This is a genomic window from Caballeronia humi (assembly GCF_001544475.1).
Taxonomy (GTDB): Bacteria; Pseudomonadota; Gammaproteobacteria; order Burkholderiales; family Burkholderiaceae; genus Caballeronia; species Caballeronia humi.
This window is the reverse complement of sequence record NZ_FCNW02000035.1, coordinates 34,258-53,560: the sequence shown is the minus strand read 5'-3', so window position 1 is coordinate 53,560 and position 19,303 is coordinate 34,258. Positions and strand designations below refer to the sequence as shown.

General features: G+C 63.0%; 19 protein-coding genes. 10 read left to right on the top strand and 9 right to left on the bottom strand.

Going from position 1 to position 19,303, the window contains the following annotated elements; all coding sequences use genetic code 11:
• Window positions 1-56: 56 nt before the first annotated feature.
• The 4 genes from AWB65_RS24790 (at window position 57) to AWB65_RS24775 (ending at window position 5,177) form a co-directional block, all read left to right on the top strand.
• Complete coding sequence (locus tag AWB65_RS24790; RefSeq protein WP_087669663.1) at window positions 57-1,532, top strand: mannitol dehydrogenase family protein; 1,476 nt, start codon at window positions 57-59, stop codon at window positions 1,530-1,532.
• Window positions 1,533-1,728: 196 nt separating this feature from the next.
• A complete protein-coding gene (locus AWB65_RS24785; protein WP_087669662.1) occupies window positions 1,729-2,523 on the top strand; it encodes an ABC transporter substrate-binding protein in 795 nt (264 codons plus the stop codon).
• A gap of 241 nt (window positions 2,524-2,764) precedes the next feature.
• Window positions 2,765-3,880, top strand: coding sequence for a succinylglutamate desuccinylase/aspartoacylase family protein (locus tag AWB65_RS24780; RefSeq protein ID WP_087669661.1), 1,116 nt, complete (start codon window positions 2,765-2,767; stop codon window positions 3,878-3,880).
• A gap of 82 nt (window positions 3,881-3,962) precedes the next feature.
• On the top strand, window positions 3,963-5,177 hold the full coding sequence (locus AWB65_RS24775; RefSeq protein ID WP_087669660.1) for an FAD-dependent oxidoreductase: 1,215 nt from the start codon (window positions 3,963-3,965) through the stop codon (window positions 5,175-5,177).
• Here the strand turns inward: AWB65_RS24775 and AWB65_RS24770 are convergent.
• Together AWB65_RS24770 and AWB65_RS24765 are read right to left on the bottom strand one after the other, a co-directional pair.
• Entirely contained in the window at window positions 5,174-5,542 is a 369-nt protein-coding gene (locus AWB65_RS24770) for a nuclear transport factor 2 family protein (protein WP_087669659.1), read from the bottom strand. The two genes, AWB65_RS24775 and AWB65_RS24770, sit on opposite strands and share 4 nt — an antisense overlap.
• A gap of 44 nt (window positions 5,543-5,586) precedes the next feature.
• Window positions 5,587-6,390 carry a MetQ/NlpA family ABC transporter substrate-binding protein gene (locus AWB65_RS24765; RefSeq protein ID WP_125474190.1) on the bottom strand — a complete coding sequence of 268 codons (804 nt, stop codon included), beginning with the start codon at window positions 6,388-6,390 and terminating at the stop codon, window positions 5,587-5,589.
• A 231-nt stretch (window positions 6,391-6,621) separates the two neighbouring features.
• On the opposite strand from AWB65_RS24765, the gene AWB65_RS24760 reads away from it, so the two are divergent.
• The gene (locus AWB65_RS24760; protein ID WP_087669658.1) at window positions 6,622-7,797 is read left to right on the top strand and encodes a porin; all 1,176 of its coding nucleotides are present in this window, start codon (window positions 6,622-6,624) and stop codon (window positions 7,795-7,797) included.
• Between the two features lie 56 nt (window positions 7,798-7,853).
• Here AWB65_RS24760 and AWB65_RS24755 read toward each other — a convergent pair whose 3' ends face one another.
• A complete protein-coding gene (locus AWB65_RS24755; protein ID WP_087656528.1) occupies window positions 7,854-8,516 on the bottom strand; it encodes a MarC family protein in 663 nt (220 codons plus the stop codon).
• 111 nt (window positions 8,517-8,627) lie between these two features.
• Here AWB65_RS24755 and AWB65_RS24750 point away from each other — a divergent pair, with 111 nt between their 5' ends.
• Complete coding sequence (locus AWB65_RS24750) at window positions 8,628-8,930, top strand: putative quinol monooxygenase (RefSeq protein WP_087669657.1); 303 nt, start codon at window positions 8,628-8,630, stop codon at window positions 8,928-8,930.
• 32 nt (window positions 8,931-8,962) lie between these two features.
• A complete protein-coding gene (locus tag AWB65_RS24745) occupies window positions 8,963-11,614 on the top strand; it encodes an excinuclease ABC subunit UvrA (RefSeq protein ID WP_087669681.1) in 2,652 nt (883 codons plus the stop codon).
• Window positions 11,615-11,666: 52 nt separating this feature from the next.
• On the opposite strand, the gene AWB65_RS24740 is transcribed toward AWB65_RS24745, so the two are convergent.
• Both AWB65_RS24740 and AWB65_RS24735 read right to left on the bottom strand, forming a co-directional pair.
• Entirely contained in the window at window positions 11,667-12,728 is a 1,062-nt protein-coding gene (locus AWB65_RS24740) for an alkene reductase (RefSeq protein ID WP_087669656.1), read from the bottom strand.
• Window positions 12,729-12,813: 85 nt separating this feature from the next.
• The gene (locus tag AWB65_RS24735; protein ID WP_087669655.1) at window positions 12,814-13,110 is read right to left on the bottom strand and encodes an ArsR/SmtB family transcription factor; all 297 of its coding nucleotides are present in this window, start codon (window positions 13,108-13,110) and stop codon (window positions 12,814-12,816) included.
• A 388-nt stretch (window positions 13,111-13,498) separates the two neighbouring features.
• On the opposite strand from AWB65_RS24735, the gene AWB65_RS24730 reads away from it, so the two are divergent.
• On the top strand, window positions 13,499-14,092 hold the full coding sequence (locus AWB65_RS24730; RefSeq protein WP_087669654.1) for a kinetochore Spc7 family protein: 594 nt from the start codon (window positions 13,499-13,501) through the stop codon (window positions 14,090-14,092).
• Between the two features lie 51 nt (window positions 14,093-14,143).
• On the opposite strand, the gene AWB65_RS24725 is transcribed toward AWB65_RS24730, so the two are convergent.
• From AWB65_RS24725 to AWB65_RS37050, 3 genes are read right to left on the bottom strand one after another with little or no spacing between them, the layout of a single operon-like run.
• Window positions 14,144-14,536 carry a VOC family protein gene (locus AWB65_RS24725; RefSeq protein ID WP_087669653.1) on the bottom strand — a complete coding sequence of 131 codons (393 nt, stop codon included), beginning with the start codon at window positions 14,534-14,536 and terminating at the stop codon, window positions 14,144-14,146.
• 25 nt (window positions 14,537-14,561) lie between these two features.
• On the bottom strand, window positions 14,562-14,756 hold the full coding sequence (locus AWB65_RS37055) for a YciI family protein (protein ID WP_235007754.1): 195 nt from the start codon (window positions 14,754-14,756) through the stop codon (window positions 14,562-14,564).
• Window positions 14,757-14,774: 18 nt separating this feature from the next.
• Window positions 14,775-14,930 (bottom strand): YciI family protein, encoded by a 156-nt coding sequence (locus AWB65_RS37050; protein WP_235007748.1) that lies wholly within the window; start codon window positions 14,928-14,930, stop codon window positions 14,775-14,777.
• 200 nt (window positions 14,931-15,130) lie between these two features.
• On the opposite strand from AWB65_RS37050, the gene AWB65_RS24715 reads away from it, so the two are divergent.
• Window positions 15,131-15,538 carry a DUF6232 family protein gene (locus AWB65_RS24715; RefSeq protein ID WP_087669652.1) on the top strand — a complete coding sequence of 136 codons (408 nt, stop codon included), beginning with the start codon at window positions 15,131-15,133 and terminating at the stop codon, window positions 15,536-15,538.
• 30 nt (window positions 15,539-15,568) lie between these two features.
• Here AWB65_RS24715 and AWB65_RS24710 read toward each other — a convergent pair whose 3' ends face one another.
• On the bottom strand, window positions 15,569-18,022 hold the full coding sequence (locus AWB65_RS24710; RefSeq protein ID WP_087669651.1) for a glycogen/starch/alpha-glucan phosphorylase: 2,454 nt from the start codon (window positions 18,020-18,022) through the stop codon (window positions 15,569-15,571).
• Between the two features lie 284 nt (window positions 18,023-18,306).
• Between AWB65_RS24710 and AWB65_RS24705 the strand changes: the two genes are divergently transcribed.
• On the top strand, window positions 18,307-19,281 hold the full coding sequence (locus AWB65_RS24705) for a hypothetical protein (RefSeq protein ID WP_235007747.1): 975 nt from the start codon (window positions 18,307-18,309) through the stop codon (window positions 19,279-19,281).
• Window positions 19,282-19,303: the final 22 nt, after the last annotated feature.

The following is a 19,303-nucleotide window of genomic DNA, read 5'->3' as shown; positions in this document are numbered from 1 at the left end:
CATACAAGTATATTCAATCGTCAACAACGGGTTTTCCCGCCCCCCCGGACAGACAAATGAACGCTAAATCAACGCTTTGCCGTGACACGCTCGGTTCCATCGAGTTGCATCTTCTTTCGCCTGAATGGCGCGAACCGCGCATCGGGATCGTGCATTTGGGGATTGGCAACTTTCATCGTGCGCACGAAGCGGTTTATACCGAGGAGGCGATGCTCGCGGCGGGTGGCGACTGGGGCATTTGCGGCGTGACGCTGCAAGGCGACGTGACGAAACGCGACGCGTTGATGGCGCAGGATGGCTTGTACAGCGTGGTCGAACGCGGACCGGACGGCGTGCGCGTGACGGTGATCCGCGCACTAGAGGAAATCCTCGCAATGCCGCACGACCGCGCACGCCTCTTCGCGCTGCTCGCCGATGAAAACGTGCGGATCGTCTCGCTGACCGTCACGGAAAAGGGCTACTGCCGCGATACGAAGACCGGCGACGTGGACCTTCGGCACAAAGGCATCGCGCACGATCTGGCGAATTCGGCCGAACCCTCCACAGTGCCGGGCATCCTGACCGCGGCGCTTCGCCAAAGACGCGAAGCCGGCACGCCGCCCTTCACCGTGCTCTCCTGCGACAACCTTTCACACAACGGCGCAGCGCTGAAGCAGGCGGTCGTATCGTTCGCGCGCGCGGTCGATGGCACGCTCGCCGGCTGGATCGATACCCACGTCGCGTTTCCGTCGACGATGGTGGATCGCATCGTCCCCTCCACCACCGATGCCGACCGCGAAGCCGCATTCGACGCCTTGCGCATGAAAGACGCCGCGCCAGTCCCGTGCGAACCGTTCCGCCAATGGGTCATCGAAGATCGTTTCCCGACGGGCCGCCCCGCGTGGGAAAACGTCGGCGCGCAACTCGTCGACGACGTGATGCCGTTCGAACTCGCCAAGCTGCGCATGCTGAACGGCACGCATTCGACGCTCGCGTATCTCTCGATGCTCGCGGGCTTCGCGACGATCGACGAAGCCATCTCCCACGCGCCGCTGAAAAAGCTGATCCACGCGATGATGACGCACGAAATCGCGCCGACGCTTGATGTGCCGCCCTCGTTCGACGTCCTCGCCTACCGCGACGCCCTGCTCGCCCGCTACGCGAACGCCGCGCTGAAACATCGCACGGCGCAAATCGCGATGGACGGCAGCCAGAAGATCCCACCGCGCCTCCTCGCGACGATCGAAGCGCGCCTGGACGCGGGCCAGTCGATCGAACGGCTTGCGCTGGCCGTCGCGGCGTGGCTCGTGTTCCTGCGAGGCCGCGCCGACGACGGCACGCGCTACGACATCAGCGATCCAATGGCCGCGCGCCTGACCGCGAACGTGCCCGCCGACCCGCAGCAACTCATCGAAACGATGCTCGCGATCAAGGAAGTCTTCCCGCCGGAGCTCACCCGTCGCGACGATTTTCGCACTCCGTTGAAAGCCGCCGTAACCTGTCTGCAAGCTGGCGCGCGTGCGGCGATCGACCACTACGCCGGCCTGGAGTGAACCCCCGCGAAGATTGACTCTAAACACGCACCATCCGGGCTTTCACTAACTCCGCAACTATTTTGGGATGTTAATCTGCTGCGGATTCTGACAGGACACGATCCTCGGAATACAAAGCCGCGTGGCGCGACTCGCGCTGCCGCCCCGGAAACGAGACCTGTCCGGGATGTACTGACCACCCTCTGGAGTTAAAACAGTGAAGAAACTGCTCGCCGCCCTGTCGATGTCCCTCATCGCAGTCACGTCGCTTACCGCCGTCACCGCCGCGCAGGCCAAGGACTATTCGACGATCCGCTTCGGTGTCGACGCAAGCTATCCCCCGTTCGAGTCGAAGGGTCCGGACGGCAAGCTGGTCGGCTTCGACGTCGATCTCGGCAACGAAATCTGCGCGCGCCTGAAGGCCAAGTGCGTGTGGGTCGAGAACGATTTCGACGGCATGATCCCGGCGCTCAAGGCGAAGAAGTTCGACGGCGTGCTTTCGTCGATGTCGATGACCCCGCAACGCGCCGAACAGATCGCGTTCTCGAGCAAGCTGTTCAACACGCCGACGCGCCTCGTCACGAAGAAGGGCAGCGGCCTCCTGCCGACGCCTGAAAGCCTCGCTGGCAAGAACATCGGCGTGGAGCAAGGCACTATCCAGGAAACGTACGCCAAGACCATGTGGGCACCGAAGGGCGCGAAGGTCACGCCGTACCAGAACCAGGACCAGGTCTACGCCGACCTGATCTCGGGCCGTCTCGACGGCGCGCTGCAAGACGCCGTTCAAGCCGAAATCGGCTTCCTGAAGACACCGCGCGGCGCGGGCTTCGACTTCGCCGGCAAGGATATCGTCGATCCGAAGATCCTCGGCAACGGCGCCGGCATTGGCCTGCGCAAGGAAGACACCGACCTGAAGACGAAGATCGACAAGGCGATCGCCGACATCATCAAGGACGGCACGTACAAGAAAATCGAGAAGAAGTATTTCGACTTCGACGTGTACGGCGGCTGAAGCAAGCCGTTATCGAACCGCGCCGCTCTCCGCGGCGCGCACGACGGGCTTCGCGTTTCCTCGCGAAGCCCGTTTTTATTTGAGCGGCGGCCGGTTCGCGGGCTCGTTCGGGCGGTTTTCGGCTAAGATCGAACGTCTGAAGCACGCGCGAGCGGCCCTGAAAAACGGTCATTCGCGCGCTCAACCCTCTTTGCAACCATCCCAAGCGCGACCAGACGCAATCGTCGTGCGCTCGAAGACCATGCAGACCAAAAGCCAGAATCTAATTTCGCCGACGCTCGGCACCGCCCGCACCATCACGAGCTTTCATTACGGCCCCGGTGACGGGCAGAAGATCTACATCCAGTCGTCGCTGCATGCGGACGAACTGCCCGGCATGCTCGTCGCGTGGCGATTGCGCCGTCATCTCGCCGAATTCGAGGCGGCGGGCAAGCTGCGCGGTGAAGTCGTGATCGTGCCGGTGCCGAATCCGATCGGCCTGAACCAGTTGCTGCACGGGCAGCTCCTCGGCCGTTTCGAGGCGAACAGCGGCCACAACTTCAACCGCAACTTCCACGATCTCGCCGCACTCGTCGCGCCGCGCATCGAAGCGCATCTCACCGGCGACGTCGACGCGAACAAGCGCGCCGTGCGCACCGCGATGCGCGAAGCGCTCGATGAGCAAACTCCGCACACCGAGCTCGAATCGCAACGTCTCGCATTGCAAAAGCTCTCCTACGACGCCGACGTCGTGCTCGACCTGCATTGCGACCTCGACGCCGCGCTGCATCTCTACACGAATCCGGACATCTGGGAAGAAGTGGAGCCGCTCGCGCGCTATCTCGATTCGAAGGCCTCGCTGCTCGCGCTGAATTCAGTCGGCAATCCGTTCGACGAAATTCACAGCTTCTGCTGGTCCGATCTGCGCTCGCGCTTCGGCGAACGCTTCCCGATTCCGAACGGCGGCATCTCGGTGACGGTCGAATTGCGCAGCCAGCACGATGTGTCGTACGAATTCGCCGAAGCGGACGCGCAAGGCATCGTCAATTTCCTGATCCATCGCGGCGTGATCGATGCACCCGCCGCGCCCCTGCCGGCGCTGCCCTTCCCCGCGACGCCGCTCGCGGGCGCCGAGCCGATCGTCGCGCCGGTGTCGGGCGTGCTCGTGTTTCGCGCGAAGGTCGGCGCGTTCATCGAGGCGGGCGAAGCGATCGCCGATGTCGTCGATCCGCTCACCGATACCGTTACCACGCTCAAGTGCACGACCTCCGGCGTGATGTACGCGCGGCACATCACGCGCTTTGCCACTGCGGGGCTCGAAGTGGCGCGCATCGCGGGCGCGAAGGCGTTCCGTACGGGGTCGCTGCTGTCGGCGTAGTGAGTTCGCGTTAATTGCATAGCGAAGACGCTCCGGCATAGCATGGGCCGATCGAGGCCCGCCGCGTGTGAGGAGCGTCCAATTGACACCGTCCGACTATGACGTCGCCATCGTCGGCGGAGGGCTTGCAGGCGCGACGCTCGCGCGCTCACTTGCAGGAAGCGGCCTGCGCGCGCTCGTGATAGAGCGCGTGATCGCCTTCAAGGATCGCGTGCGCGGCGAAGGCATGCTGCCGTGGGGCCGCGCGGAAGCAACGGCGCTCGGCATCGACGATCTTCTCGATACCGCCGGCGCGGTCGAAATCCGCTACTGGAAGCGCTATATCGGCGGTGCGCCGCGCGATTGCCGCGATCTCATCGAAACGACGCCCGGCCGTCAAGGCTGTCTCGACTTCTACCACCCCGCGATGCAGCGCCAGCTTCTCGATGCCGCCGAAGCCGCGGGCGCGCACGTGCGGCGCGGCGTCGAATTCACGGCGGTGGAATGCGGTAGTCCGGCGACACTGCGCATGCGCGGCGCACATGGCGAGGAACGCGTGACGGCGAGGCTCGTAGTCGGCGCCGACGGACGGTGCTCGAAGGTACGCACGTCAGCGGGATTCACGGTGAAGCGCGACGAGCACTCGCTGATGATCGCGGGCGTTCTGCACGAAGGCCTGAAACTCCCCGGCAACACCGTTCAATACGTCCAGAATCCCGCAGAAGGACGCGCGGCGCTCGTCTTTCCGCTCGGCGAGGAGCGCTTTCGCTCGTACTTCGTGTATTCGTCGAAGAATGCGCCGCGCACGATGAGCGGCAACGGTCATGCCGGCGACTTCGTGACTTCGTGCATCGAAACCGGCGCCCCCGCCGAGTGGTATGAAAACGCCGAAGCGGCGGGGCCGCTTGCTGCGTACCCGGGCGCTGATACGTGGGTCGCGCATCCGTATCGCGACGGCGTGGTCTTGATCGGCGATGCGGCCGCGGCCAGCAATCCCGCGTGGGGCTGCGGGCTGGCGCTGACGCTGCGCGACGTGCGCGTACTGCGTGACCACTTGCTCGCCAACGATCAATGGGATCAGGCCGCCCGCGCCTACGCAAGGGAACACGACGCGTACTACGCCGCGCTGCATCGCGTGCAAAGCTGGTTCACGCTGCTGATGTACGAGACAGGCCCTGCCGCCGACGCGCGTCGCGCACACGTCTTTCCGAATCTCGCCAGGGAGCCGGCCCGCGCGCCCGACATGCTCGCGCTGGGTCCAGATACGCCCAGCGACGAAGCGGCACGGCGCCGCTTCTTCGCCGAGGATGTGGTTTAAAACGGCACGAGACTGCACTGCGCGGCGACGATCCGCCAGCCGCTCGCCGTCTCGCACCACGTGCGCGTGTAGCGCAGGCTTCCGGCGAACGGCGCGCCGCCGAACGTCCCGCGCAACGCGACCTTCGACACGGTAATCGCGCACTTCTCGTACACGCGGATCGATTGCTCCTGCACGTCGAGCTGCTCGATGCGTTGCACGCCGTAGCGATGCCCGTTCAGATCGTCAGCCTTGCTCCAGACCTTGCCCGTTGCATCGACGAAAGTGAGATCGTCGGCGAGGAGCGTGTCCAGCGCGTCGACGTCGGATGCCTGCATTGCCTTCGCCAGGCGCGTTTCAAGATCGCGAATACCGTTCTCATCCATAGGACCATGCTCGCATTGAGTGAACCGCGAGCATAACCAGAAGCTCAGAATGACGGGATGATCGCGCCCTTGAACTGCGTGTCGATGTACTGCTTCACTTCCGGCGATTCATACGCCGCCACGAGCTTCTTCACCCACGGCTTGCTGCGATCCTGCTCGCGCACGGCGATCAGGTTCGCGTACGGGCCCTTCAGGTCTTCGATTGCGATCGCGTCCTTCACGGGCGACAAGCCCGCTTTCACCGCGTAATCGGTATTGATCGAAGCGGCATCGAGATCGGAAAGCGTGCGCGGCAGTTGCGCGGCATCGAGTTCAACGAGCTTGATCTTCTTCGGATTTTCCGCGACATCGAGCGGCGTCGCGTTGCTGCCGTTCGTGCCGGCGCCCGCCTTGAGCTTGATCACGCCGTACTTTTGCAGCAGCAGCAACGCGCGGTTACCGTTCGACGGATCGTTCTGGATGCCGACCTTGGCGCCCTGCGGCAAGTCCTTGAGCGACTTCAGCTTCTTCGAATAGAAGCCCATCGGCGAAACATACGTCAGGCCGACGTTGACGATCTTGTAGCCGCGCTGCTTGATCTGGCTGTCGAGAAACGGCTGGTGCTGAAAGCCGTTCGCATCGAGATCACCGGCGTCGAGCGCGGCGTTCGGCTGCACGTAGTCGTTGAATTCGATGACCTTGAGCTTGAGGCCGTCGCGTGCGGCGACCTTCGTCACTTCGGTCCAGATCTGCGCATCGGGCCCGCTCATCGTACCGATCTTGAGGACGGCGTCATCCGCGTGGGCGTTGATCACGAGCGCGCCGAAAGCGACAGCGGCGATACGGGCAAGGAGTGTTCTTCTGAGCATGAAAGTCAAATCAAGTTGAGCGTGGACGCGCATCGTAGCGCGCGCGCCAGCTCGCGCTAACCAATCAATTTTCATGTGCTTATGGGCGACGGCGATGTATGGAATCGCGAACTTCGAGAGCGCTGTCACATTTGTTTCTTGAGCGTCCGCTACATTCCGCCCGTCGCCGCTACGGGCCGAAGAGCCTCGGGTCGCCGACGACATCAACCACATCGCTCATCGGAGAAAGTTTTGAACAAGAATTTGCTGGCAACCGCCGCGCTCGCCGCCTTTGCCGCTTTCGCATCGACCACGGCGCAGGCGCAAAGCAGCGTCACGCTGTACGGCATCATCGATGCGGGTATCAGCTACGTGAACAACAGCGCGACGCGCACGGGCAGCGACCATCTCTTCAAGTACGACGACGGCGTCGCGCAAGGCAGCCGCTGGGGCCTGCGCGGCACGGAAGACCTGGGCGGCGGACTGAAGGCGATCTTCGTGCTGGAGAACGGTTTCAACAGCGGCAACGGCACGCTCGGTCAGGGCGGCGCGCTGTTCGGACGTCAGGCGTACGTGGGTCTCGCGAAGAACGACGTCGGCTCGCTGACGCTCGGCCGCCAGTACTCGTTCTCGACCGACTATCTCGGCAGCAACTACTCGATCGGCGGCCAGACCGTTGCGGGCAACTACGCGTACCACATCAACGACGTCGATCAACTGACGTCGAGCAGCATCAACAACGCAGTGAAGTTCAGCAGCGCGACGTTCTACGGCGTGACGTTCGGCGGCATGTACGGCTTCTCGAATCAGGCGGGCGCTTTCGCCGGCACCCCGACGACGACCACCGCCGGCGTCACGACGCAAGGCTCCTCGCGTGCGTACAGCTTCGGCCTGAACTACAAGCTCGGCACCTTCGGCATCGGCGCTGCGTACACCGACATCCGCTTCCCCGGCGCGGCGACGCCCGCGTTCAGCACGACCATCGCGAACGTCTCGACCGGCGGCACGAAGGACCTGCGCACGTTCGGTGTCGGCGCGAACTATGCGTTCGGCGGCGCGACGGTGTTCGGACTCTGGACCAACACGCGCTTCGAATCGCTCACCGGCGCGACCTCGAAGTTCAACGCGTACGAACTGGGCGGCAAGTACGCGTTCACGCAGGCGCTGACCGGCGGCCTCGGCTACACCTACATGAAGCTGACGGACGCGGCACAGGGCAAGTGGCAACAGGTCGATGCAAGCGTCGACTACGCGCTCAGCAAGCGCACCGACGTGTATCTGCTCGGCATCTATCAGCATGCGTCGGGCTCGAACAACGGCGTCGATACACAGGCGCAGATCGGTTCGAGCACGAGCTATTTCGGTACGTCGGGTACGGGGTCGAACAATCAGGTGGCGGTGCGTATCGGCATGCGTCACAAGTTCTGATCGTGTTGGCCTGACCGCCCGGCGGGTCGCTTCGGCGGCCCGCTTGGCTTTTGCGGCTAGCGCGCGCTCGCGATCGGGATCAGGAATTCGGAGAAGCCGGTCAGCATGATCTGCACGCCCACGCACAGCAGCAGAAACGACGAGATCCGCATCGCGACCTTCGTCCCTTCGATACCCAGATAGCGCGCGAATCGTGCCGAGTGGCTCAGCGTAAAAAAGACCGCGATCGCGATCAGCATCGAGATCGCAATCGATGCCACCGCCGACGTCACGAACTCGGACAGCTTGTGCGTGCGGTTCGCGTTGAGCGCGACGGCGGTCGCGATCGAACCGGGGCCCGTGGTGAGCGGAATCGTCAGCGGAAAGAACGCCTTCGACATGGCGTTGTCGGCATCGACGTTGCGCGCGGTCGCTTCCTTCGTGCGCACGTCGGGCGCGTTGAGCATCTGCCAGCCGCTCACCGCGACCGCGAGGCCACCGCCGATGCGCAGCGCCTCGATCGAGATGCCGAAGAGATGCAGGATCGGCGTGCCGGCGAAGAACGCGACGAGCAGCACGCACATCGAGTTGATCGACACCTTCTTCGCGAGTGCGTCGCGCTCGGCGTTCGTCATGCCCTCGGTGCGGTCGAGAAACACGAACGCGACGGCGAGCGGATTGATGATGCTGATCAATCCGGTGAAACCGAACAGGATGTCCGAGATGAGGCTGCCGATCATGAGTGTCCTCGCGTTCTTCGCTGTGCGTCATTATGATCAATACCGACAGGCAGCGCGTGGAGCACGTATTATTTGTTCCTCACCCCAAGTGGGTGCAATCGGAGCAATGTCATGGTCAAGACCGCGTTGTTCGTCCGGCTGGAAGCTGCGCCGGGCAAGGAGCAGGAAGTCGAAGCGTTTTTATTGAGCGGATTGCCGCTCGTCGAAGCGGAGCCCGCGACGATCGCGTGGTTCGGCTTGCGCCTCGGGCCGTCCACCTTCGGCATCTTCGATGCATTCCCCGACGACGCCGGCCGTCAAGCGCATCTCGCGGGCAAGGTCGCGGAGGCGCTGATGGCGAAAGCCGCCGATCTCTTCGCGAACCCGCCGGAAATCGTGAACGTCGAGGTGCTCGCGGCGAAGTTGCCTGGATAGCGCGGGCCTGCGGATTGCTGCGTGCGCAGCGCATGAACTCCCGTCCGAAACCTTCTCCCGAAGCCGCGCGCAATGGCTTCGTGCGCGTGCGCGGCGCGCGCGAACACAATCTGAAAAACATCGACGTCGACATTCCCCGCGATGCGCTCGTCGTGTTCACGGGTGTGTCCGGCTCCGGCAAGTCGTCGCTTGCGTTCGGCACGCTTTACGCCGAGGCGCAGCGGCGCTATTTCGAATCGGTCGCGCCTTACGCGCGTCGGCTGATCGAACAGGTCGGCGTGCCTGAATTCGATTCGATCGAAGGGTTGCCGCCCGCTGTCGCGCTCCAGCAGCAGCGCGGCACGCCGAGCGCGCGCTCGTCGGTGGGCAGCGTGACGACGCTATCCAGCCTCGTACGCATGCTGTATTCGCGAACCGGCAGCTATCCGCCGAAGCAGCCGATGCTCTACGCCGAGGACTTCTCGCCAAACACGGTCCAGGGCGCCTGCCCGACGTGCCACGGTCTCGGGCGCGTGTACGAAGTCACCGAAAAATCGATGGTACCCGACGACACGCTCACGATTCGCGAACGCGCGATCGCCGCGTGGCCGCCCGCGTGGCACGGGCAAAATCTGCGCGACATCCTCGTCACGCTCGGCTACGACGTCGATACCCCGTGGCGCGATCTGCCGAAGAAGGATCGCGACTGGATCCTCTTCACCGACGAAACGCCGACCGTGCCCGTCTACGCCGGCTTGACGCCCGGGGAAACGCGCGTCGCGCTCAAACGCAAGATGGAGCCGAGCTATCAGGGCACGTTCACCGGCGCGCGCCGCTATGTCCTGCACACGTTCGCGAATACGCAAAGCGCGCTGATGAAGAAACGCGTGTCGCGCTACATGATCGGCAGCGAATGTCCGGCGTGTCACGGCAAGCGGTTGAAGAGCGAAGCGTTGTCGGTGACGTTCGCCGGGCTTGACATCGCCGCGTTCTCGCAGATGCCGCTCACGCGCCTGGCCGATCTGCTCGGGCCGATCGCGCGCGGCGAACTGCCCGCGCACACGCACGGCATCGACGGCGACAGCGCGATCCTCGGCAAGCAGGCGATGCGCGAGGCGACCGAGCGGCGCGTCGCGGCCGGCGGCTCGGCGCACAAGGCGGCGCCCAACGTGCGGCGCACCCCGAACATGTCGGACGAGAAGCGCGTCGCGGCGCAGCGCATCGCGGAGGAGTTGCTCGAACGCCTCACGACGCTCATGGACCTCGGGCTCGGCTATCTCGCGCTGGATCGCGCGACGCCCACGCTTTCATCGGGCGAACTGCAGCGCCTGCGGCTCGCGACGCAACTCGCCTCGCAACTATTCGGCGTCGTGTACGTGCTCGACGAGCCATCGGCGGGGCTGCACCCTGCCGATGGCGAAGCGCTGTTCACGGCGCTCGAACGTCTCAAGGCGGCGGGCAATTCACTTTTCGTCGTCGAGCACGATCTCAACATGATGCGTCGCGCGGACTGGCTCGTCGATGTCGGCCCGGCGGCGGGCGAAGCGGGTGGTCATGTGGTGTACAGCGGCCAGCCGTTGGGGCTCGCGAAGGTCGAAGCGTCGCAGACGCGCAAGCACCTCTTCGGTACGCAAAAGCGCGCCGCCCATACGCCGCGCACGCCTTCCGGCTGGCTGCGGCTCGCGAAGATCAAGCACAACAACCTGCACGCGCTCGATGCCGCGTTTCCGCTCGGCTGCTTCACGACGGTGACCGGTGTGTCGGGCTCGGGCAAATCGAGCCTCGTGAGCCAGGCGTTGCCGGAGCTCGTCGCGGGCCGGCTCGGACGCACGATCACACCGGATGCGGACGAAGAACTCGATCCGCTCCTGGCCGCCGATACGCAGCCGACGGGCGGCGATATCGTCGAAGGGATGGACGCGATCCGGCGGCTCGTGCGCGTCGACCAGAAGCCGATCGGACGCACGCCGCGCTCGAATCTGGCGACTTACACCGGCCTCTTCGATCACGTGCGCAAGCTCTTCGCCGAGACGCCCGCCGCGCGCAAGCGTCGCTACGACGCAGGCCGTTTCTCGTTCAACGTCGCGAAGGGCCGATGCCCGACGTGCGAGGGCGAAGGATTCGTCAGCGTCGAACTGCTGTTCCTGCCCAGCGTCTACGCGCCCTGCTCGACGTGCCACGGCACGCGCTACAACGCGCCGACGCTCGAAATCGAATGGCGCGGAAAGAACATCGCGCAAGTGTTGGGGTTAACGGTCGATGCCGCCTGCGACTTCTTCGCCGACGAAGCCCAGGTCATGCGCGCGCTGCAAGTGCTGCAGGACATCGGCCTCGGTTATTTGCGGCTCGGCCAGCCGGCGACGGAGCTATCCGGCGGCGAGGCGCAACGCATCAAGCTCGCGACCGAACTGCAGCGCGCGCAACGCGGCGACTCGCTCTACATACTCGACGAACCGACGACAGGCCTCCACCCCGCCGACGTCGACCGGCTGATGACCCAGTTGCAGGGACTCGTCGATGCGGGCAATACGGTGATCGTCGTCGAGCATGACATGCGGGTCGCGGCGCATAGCGACTGGCTGATCGACATAGGTCCGGGCGCGGGCGACGATGGCGGAAGGATGGTTGCATGCGGGCCGCCGCGGGACGTCGCGAAGGTGGCGGAGAGCCGCACGGCCGACTATTTACGCGACTGCTTGTCGTAAACCGAAAACAGCGGCCGAAGCCGCTGTTTTCGCGTCTAAAGCAAGCGATAACTCAATCCGCTGTTTCAAGCATCGGATAGTCGGTGTAGCCTTCGGCGCCCGGCGCGTAGAACGTCGACGCGTCCGGCGCGTTGAGCGCGGCATCGACTTCAAAGCGGCGCACGAGATCCGCATTCGCGATGAACGGCTGACCCCAGGCGACGGCATCGGCGTCGCCGCGATCGAGTGCAGTCTGCGCGCTTTCCTTCGTGAACTTCTCGTTCGCGATATAGACGCCGCCGAAAGCCTTCTTCAGTTGCGGTCCGAGGCTGTCCTCGCCGACGTACTCGCGCGCCGCGATGAACGCGATCTTGCGCTTGCCGAGTTCGCGGGCCACGTAGCCGAAGGTGGCGGCGCGGTCGCTGTCGCCCATCGTGTGCGAGTCGGCGCGCGGCGCGAGGTGCACGCCGACGCGGTCCGCGCCCCACACGTCGATACAGGCGTCCGTCACTTCGAGCAGCAAGCGCGCGCGGTTTTCGATCGGGCCGCCGTAGATATCGGTGCGCTTGTTGGTGCTGTCCTGCAGGAACTGGTCGAGTAGATAGCCGTTCGCGCCGTGCACTTCGACGCCGTCGAAACCTGCGCGCTTCGCGTTTTCCGCGCCCTTTCGATAGGCCGCGACGATGCCCGGGATTTCGTCGAGTTCGAGCGCGCGCGGCGTCACGAATTCGCGCTTGGGACGCACGAGGCTCACGTGCCCCGACGGCGCGATGGCGCTCGGCGCGACCGGCAGTTCACCGTTCAGGAACACCGGGTCCGACACGCGGCCGACGTGCCACAGTTGCAGGAAAATTGTCCCGCCAGCGTCGTGCACGGCCTTCGTGACGAGCTTCCAGCCTTCGACCTGTTCGTCCGACCAGATGCCGGGGGTATCGGCATAGCCGACGCCTTGCGGCGTGACGGACGTTGCTTCGCTGAGGATGAGGCCGGCGGCTGCACGGTCGCCGTAGTACTTGGCCATCAGCGCGTTCGGCACGCGCTCGACGCCCGCGCGCTGACGCGTGAGTGGCGCCATGACGATGCGGTTGCGAAGTGTAAGCGCGCCTAGTTTGAGCGGGTCGAAAAGAGTCGTCATGGCTAGTGATCCTAATTGATTTACAAGCTATCTGGAAGTGATTCGAAAGCTACAGCAACCTGAACGATCGGCGTGAGCCTGACGTCTAGAGGCCCTGGTTGATGTGGTCCAGGAACGCCTGGATCACGGCCTCGTCGCGCTTGAAAAAGACCCACTGGCCGATCCGCTTCGACGTGACAAGGCCCGCCTTGTGCAGCGTGGCGAGATGTGCCGAAACGGTGGACTGGGACATCGCACAGCGCTCGTCGATCTGACCCGCGCAGACGCCATTCGCCAGCGGCATGTGCTGCTGGCTGAAATGCACCTCCGGATCCTTCAGCCACGCGAGAATCTCGCGGCGGACCGGATTGGCGAGGGCCTTGTGAATTGCGTCGATGTCCATTTGGGTGCTGACAGGGTCTTCTGAATCGTCTTGGAACGAACTATATATCGAATAAATCCGATATGCAAGTTTTAACATTGTTCTGTGTAAGGGTAATTACGGGTATGAGCGGTGCTATGAACGGACCTCCGCCGAATGGCCAACGACGGTTTTCGACTCGTCATTCCTCATACACTGACGCCGTTGTGCTGCGCTTCGGGTCTTTACAAACGTCAGGATGACTACATTCATGTTTGAACTGACTCGATCGCGGGGGCTATGAGTTTTTTCGACTTTTTTGCGATAGTGGATCGAGATAGGATCGAGGCTGGATATGGGAACGCTCCAAAGGATTTACCCTCACGCAGGCGGCCCTTCAACGAACGGAACAGGAAAGGAGCCACCGAACATGCAACGCGCAAAGCGAGCATCGAGTCTTGAACGAGCCTTGCCGTCGGTAAAGAGCGATATTGCCGTGATGAAGAATGACATCGGAGTCTTGAAGACCGACGGCTCTGCGCTGACGACAGATACGAACGTTCTCAAGACAGACGTCTCTGTTGTGAAAGCCGATGTCACTGTACTGAAAACGGACGTCTCGATCTTGAAGACCGATGTCTCTGTACTGAAGTCCGACGTCGCGGTTCTGAAAACTGACGTCTCCGTGCTCAAGACAGATGTGGCTGTCTTGAAAACCGATGTCGGTGTACTCAAAACAGACGTTGCTGTGTTGAAGACAGATGTCGCTGAACTGAAGACGGATGTGTCCGTCCTGAAGACCGACGTCAACACACTCAAGAGCGATGTGGCCGTCTTGAAAACCGACGTAGCCGTCTTGCAGTCGGACATGATTATCGTGAAGACCGACGTCGCTGTCATCAAGTCGAACTACGCAACGAAAACCGACGTCTCGGACGCCAAGAATGCCATCATTGTGTGGGTGATGTCCGCTGTATTCATCGCGCAGTTGCTTCCGGTGTTTCTCAAACGAGTCGGCCTGTAGCGCGTGCGCCCCAGCCGCGGGCGGCGACATCCCCACCGTCCGCTGCGCGGTTCAGCCAGCCTCCAGCACTGAGATCACGTTCCCTGCCGGGTCCTTGAACCATGCGATCACTGGGCCACCGCTCGCCCGGCAGATGCCCTTCGCATCGGTCTTCAGATTGGGCTCGTCGTAGTGCTCGAAGCGCACGCCTCGCTGCGAAAGCGCATCGACGGCGTCGTCGACGTTTTCCACCGGGAAGTTGAGCACCGTGAACATGGCGGCCGTGTGATTCGGCTTCGGGTAGATCAACACGTCCCTGCCACCCGCGAGATGCAGCGTCAGCATTCCGTTGGACTCGGACACGTCGAGGCCAAGTGTCTCGCCATAGAATGACTTCGCCTTCGGAATATCGTTCGCGGAATAGCCGCTGAACGCGCGGCTCATCTTGAGAAAGTCAGGTTGCATCGTCTCGCTCCTTTGATTTTCGTAGTCAATCGATGGCGCCCCACGCGCTCAGGTCCCGGACGGGCCTCAGTTCGATGCCGCCAAGCCGCCCCGGCGGGATTCGCGATGCCACGCGAATCGCGTCGTTCAGATCCTGCGCCTCGATCAGGATAAACCCGCCAAGCTGCTCCTTGGTCTCGGCAAAGGGCCCGTCCGTCACTGAAACATGCCCGTCCTGCATGCGCAGCAAAGTCGCCGCCTACGTCGATTGCAATGCGTTCGACGTCACGTAATGGCCGCTTTCGCGCATGCGCTCGTCGTTGTCGAGGGATTCTTTGACGAGCGCGTCGAATTCGGACGACGAAAACGCGTCGAGCTTGCGTTCATCGAGATAGATCAGGCAGAGATATCTCATCGACGTCTCCAGAAGTGGGCTCACTGGAACGTCGTTTGACGAGCGGCAAAATCGACACATCGCGGGGAAATTTTTAGCGAACGTGCGGTTTAGCGCCCAGCTTCGGGCAACGCGTCGCCGAACAGCGCTTCTCGCGGTGCGTAAAGCCACTCAACTCTGGTAACCTGCGCGCTTGATTCGGACGCTACCTTCGGGACCCAATGCAAACGGAACCTCCATTCAACGAACGCGGCGTCACGCTGTCGCGCGTGGGCCTGAGCGCTGCTGGTCAGATGTTTCCGCTGCGTGATTTGCGCTCGGCGCGCGTCGTGCGGATCGACCGCAAGAAGCCGCTGCCGATCATCATGGCCGTGGTTGGCCTGGCGACGGTTGTCGCCGGCATATTTATCGGTTCGGGGGCGGCGCTCGTGCTCGGCGTGATGATTGCGGTGGTCGGCTATCTCTCGTGGATCACGCAGGACGTCATCTTTCAACTGCTTGTGACGACGCCCGACGGCGAGCGCGAAGTGATCATCACCACGGACCGGGAATTCGCCGACCGCCTCGCCAGGCTGGTGCACGAGGCGATCGAAAAACACGCGCGCAACACGTCAGCGCCGGCCGCCTGACATAGGCCGAAACGCCGCAAAACACTCCGCTCACCCCAAGTTGAGCGGTTCGACGTGCCAGATTTCCTTCGCATACTCCGCGATCGTCCGATCCGACGAAAAAATCCCCATCCCCGCGACATTCTCGATCGCGCTTCTCGTCCACGCATCCTTGTCGAGAAATTTCCGGTCGACTTCGGCCTGCGCCTGATCAAAGCTCTCGAAATCGGCGAGCACCATATAGTGATCGCCCCAATCCACGAGCGTATGGAAGATGTCATAAAAGCGATGCGGCTCGTCCGGTGAGAAGTGCCCCAGACGAATCTGATCGAGCGCGGTTTTAAGCTCCGGATTCTGCTCGTAAATCTGCCTCGGCCGATACCCCGCCGCCCGCAACGATTCAATCTCATCCGTCGAGTGTCCGAACACGAACATGTTCTCGCGCCCGACTGCATCGCAGATCTCGATGTTCGCACCGTCCAGCGTGCCGATCGTCAGCGCCCCGTTCAGCGCGAGCTTCATGTTGCCCGTGCCCGATGCCTCCGTGCCCGCCATCGAAATCTGCTGCGACAGGTCGGCGGCCGGAATGATCAGCTCGGCGACGCTCACGCCGTAATTCGGAATGAAACCCACCTTCAGCCGGTCGCCCACGAGCGGATCGTCGTTGATCTTTTTCGCGACGTCGTTGATCAGCTTGATGATGTTCTTCGCCATCTTGTACGCCGACGCCGCTTTGCCCGCGAACATCACGACGCGCGGCGTCCAGTCCCGCTCCGGCTCCTCGCGGATGCGGTTGTAGCGCACGATCACGTGGAGGATATTCAGCAATTGCCGCTTGTACTCGTGAATGCGCTTGACCTGCAGGTCGAACAGCGCATTCGGATCGATGATCGCGCCGGTCTCGCGCTTCGCCCGCTCGACGAGCCGCAGTTTGTTCGCGAGCTTCGCGTCGTGAAAATGCTTGCGGAACTCGGGATCGTCGCGCCATTCGCGCAGCCGCGCGAGCTCGAACAGATCGCTGCGCCAGGCCGGCCCGAGCCGCGCATCGATCAGCGACGACAGCGACGGACTCGCCTGCGCGAGCCAGCGCCGCGGCGTGATGCCGTTCGTCACATTCGTGAAGCGCTCGGGATACATGCGCGCGAAATCGGAAAAAATGTTCTGCGTCATCAACTGCGAATGCAGTTTCGAGACACCATTGACCTTATGACTCGCGACGATCGCCAGATGCGCCATGCGCACGCGCCGCTGACCGTATTCGTCGACGAGCGAGATGCGGCGGATCAAATCGACGTCGCGGCCAAACTTCTCGGTCACCTGCTTGAGGAACTGCGAGTTGATGTCGAAGATGATTTCGAGATGGCGCGGCAGCAAGCGCGAGAGCATCTCGACGTCCCACGTTTCGAGCGCCTCGGGCATCAGCGTGTGATTCGTGTACGAAAACATCTGCTGCACGAGCTTCCACGCCTTGTCCCACGGCACGTGGTGGGTATCGACCAGGAGCCGCATCAGTTCGGGAATCGCGAGCACCGGGTGCGTGTCGTTCAGATGCACCGCCACCTTCTCCGCCAGCCGCCCGAAATGCGAATGCGTGCGCTGATAGCGGCGGATCAGATCCTGCATCGTCGCGGAGACGAAGAAATATTCCTGGCGCAGGCGCAGTTCGCGGCCGGCTTGCGTCGAGTCATCGGGATAGAGCAGGCGCGACACGTGCTCCGACGTGTTCTTCGCCTCCACCGAGCGCCGGTAATCGCCCTGGTTGAACGCGGAAAGGTCGAATTCGTCGGTGGCGCGCGCGGACCACAGGCGCAGCGTGTTGGTCGCCGTGGTCGAGTAGCCGGGAATCACGGTGTCGTAAGCCATCGCGTTGACGTGCTCGGTCTCGATCCACTCGGTGCGGTCGTCGTGCTGCACGGTGCGGCCGCCAAAATGCACCATATAGACCACTTCCGGCCGTGGAAACTCCCACGGATTGCCGGCACGCAGCCAGTAATCGGGCGTTTCGACCTGATTCCCGTCGACGATCGTCTGCCGGAACATGCCGTACTCGTAGCGAATACCGTAGCCGAAGCCCGGAATGCCGACGGTCGCCATCGAATCGAGGAAGCAAGCAGCCAAACGGCCCAGGCCGCCGTTGCCAAGCGCTGCATCGGGTTCGAGATCCTCTAGCGTGTTGATGTCGACGCCCAGGCCCGAGAGCGCGTCGCGCACCTCTTCGTGGATGCCGAGGGCGAGGAGCGCGTTCGTGAAAGTTCTGCCGATCAGAAACTCCATCGACAGGTAATAGACGCGTTTCACATCCTGCTCATACTGCTGGCGCGTGGTGCGCATCCAGCGCGCGACGAGCCGGTCGCGCACCGCGAGCTCGACCGCGTGCAGCCAGTCGCGCGGCTGCGCAGTCACGGCATCCTTGCCGACGCCGTACATCAGGCGGTTCGAGATGGAGCGCCGTAGCGCATCGACAGTGCTGTTGAGCTGGTCGAATTCCAGGTCGACGGATGTCATCGAAGCCTCCGGTTTTTACAACTTGTGCAACTCTGCAACGAGGCAGTCCGCGTGCCGCCATTCGTCCGCATGCACGAATGTAAGGCGGCGAGCCGCGCCAGCCGGTCGTCGCGAGGACGAAGGTGCAGGTTACGCTAGTTTTATTTTTTTTGGTATGCGCGGCGAATCGATGAATTTTTCGCATGTCGCGCGACCGCCCGACACGCTGCTGCAACAATTAGCCACAAAGCGCCGAACGGTGATCGCTATGATTCGCGATCCTCACGTTCACATCGACGGGCCCCGTGTCTACTAAACAATACCGTCTGCATGCGCTGCTCGCAGGCGTCCTTACCGGCTTGTGCCTCGTCTCCGCGGCGCGCGCTCAAGAGGCCACGCGGCCGCAGTTTCACGTCGTCGGCGGCAACCTTCAGAAGCGCGCCGATACCGTCCTCGCGTTGATGGGCTACTCGGCGGTCCCGGATCTCTCGGCGAGTTCGCTCAGCATCCGCGACGGCACGACCGACAGCCCTTCCCTTGCGCTCACGCAAGTCGGCGGCGGCTTCACCCTCAGCAAGCGCTTTCCGCTCTATCTGGAAGGCGCGATCGGCGGCAGCCGCTACGACCCGACCTTCGTCGTCAGCGACGGAGAAGAGCGCCGCAAGCTGCCGACGCGCTGGACCAATGTATCGGCGACGGGCGGCATCGGCTGGGACTTTCCGCTGAACGCCGACAAGACCCTCGTCTTCCGGCCGATCTTCAATATCTCGCTCGGCGAGGCGGTGAGCGACGCGCAGGCCGCGCAGTTCTACATCAATCAACATGTGGATCAGGACATCGACTTCCTGACGAACGGTTCGTTGAGCGTGTACGGACTGGGCGGAGCCGTGATGCTGGACTACGAACTCGTGCGCGAAGCCTATGAAATCGACGTCGAGTGGCGTTACAGCTATATCCATTTGCAGAGCTTCGCGGGATCGGCGGCGGCGAGCGGCAGTTCGGACGCGCAGACCGTCAATCTTTACGCCCGCTGGCGCGCGCCGACCGGTGCCATCGTGCTGCACAAGCCGTTGCGCTACGTGCTCGAACTGTCGCATTCGACCTATCTCGGCAGCCAGGCCGGCGTGCTCGGCTTTAATCACCTGACATCGCTCGGCGCCGGGCTCGAACTCGATACCAGCGCCGTCACGAAGATGTTCTCGCGCGTGCGGCTGGTCGGGCGCTATGCGTTCGGGCAGAACATTTCGGGCGCATCGCTCGGGCTCGCGTTGAGTTTTTGAGACGCACGCGGGCGATGCGTCA

What these genes read in the sequence shown, in the direction of transcription:
- AWB65_RS24755 (WP_087656528.1), bottom strand. Translation starts at nt 8,516, where the DNA reads ATGATCGGCAGCCTCATCTCGGACATCCTGTTCGGTTTCACCGGATTG.
- AWB65_RS24745 (WP_087669681.1), top strand. Translation starts at nt 8,963, where the DNA reads ATGAACTCCCGTCCGAAACCTTCTCCCGAAGCCGCGCGCAATGGCTTC.
- AWB65_RS24710 (WP_087669651.1), bottom strand. Translation starts at nt 18,022, where the DNA reads ATGACATCCGTCGACCTGGAATTCGACCAGCTCAACAGCACTGTCGAT.
- AWB65_RS24730 (WP_087669654.1), top strand. Translation starts at nt 13,499, where the DNA reads ATGCAACGCGCAAAGCGAGCATCGAGTCTTGAACGAGCCTTGCCGTCG.
- AWB65_RS37050 (WP_235007748.1), bottom strand. Translation starts at nt 14,930, where the DNA reads ATGAGATATCTCTGCCTGATCTATCTCGATGAACGCAAGCTCGACGCG.
- AWB65_RS37055 (WP_235007754.1), bottom strand. Translation starts at nt 14,756, where the DNA reads ATGCAGGACGGGCATGTTTCAGTGACGGACGGGCCCTTTGCCGAGACC.
- AWB65_RS24770 (WP_087669659.1), bottom strand. Translation starts at nt 5,542, where the DNA reads ATGGATGAGAACGGTATTCGCGATCTTGAAACGCGCCTGGCGAAGGCA.
- AWB65_RS24740 (WP_087669656.1), bottom strand. Translation starts at nt 12,728, where the DNA reads ATGACGACTCTTTTCGACCCGCTCAAACTAGGCGCGCTTACACTTCGC.
- AWB65_RS24735 (WP_087669655.1), bottom strand. Translation starts at nt 13,110, where the DNA reads ATGGACATCGACGCAATTCACAAGGCCCTCGCCAATCCGGTCCGCCGC.
- AWB65_RS24715 (WP_087669652.1), top strand. Translation starts at nt 15,131, where the DNA reads ATGCAAACGGAACCTCCATTCAACGAACGCGGCGTCACGCTGTCGCGC.
- AWB65_RS24765 (WP_125474190.1), bottom strand. Translation starts at nt 6,390, where the DNA reads ATGCTCAGAAGAACACTCCTTGCCCGTATCGCCGCTGTCGCTTTCGGC.
- AWB65_RS24750 (WP_087669657.1), top strand. Translation starts at nt 8,628, where the DNA reads ATGGTCAAGACCGCGTTGTTCGTCCGGCTGGAAGCTGCGCCGGGCAAG.
- AWB65_RS24790 (WP_087669663.1), top strand. Translation starts at nt 57, where the DNA reads ATGAACGCTAAATCAACGCTTTGCCGTGACACGCTCGGTTCCATCGAG.
- AWB65_RS24780 (WP_087669661.1), top strand. Translation starts at nt 2,765, where the DNA reads ATGCAGACCAAAAGCCAGAATCTAATTTCGCCGACGCTCGGCACCGCC.
- AWB65_RS24725 (WP_087669653.1), bottom strand. Translation starts at nt 14,536, where the DNA reads ATGCAACCTGACTTTCTCAAGATGAGCCGCGCGTTCAGCGGCTATTCC.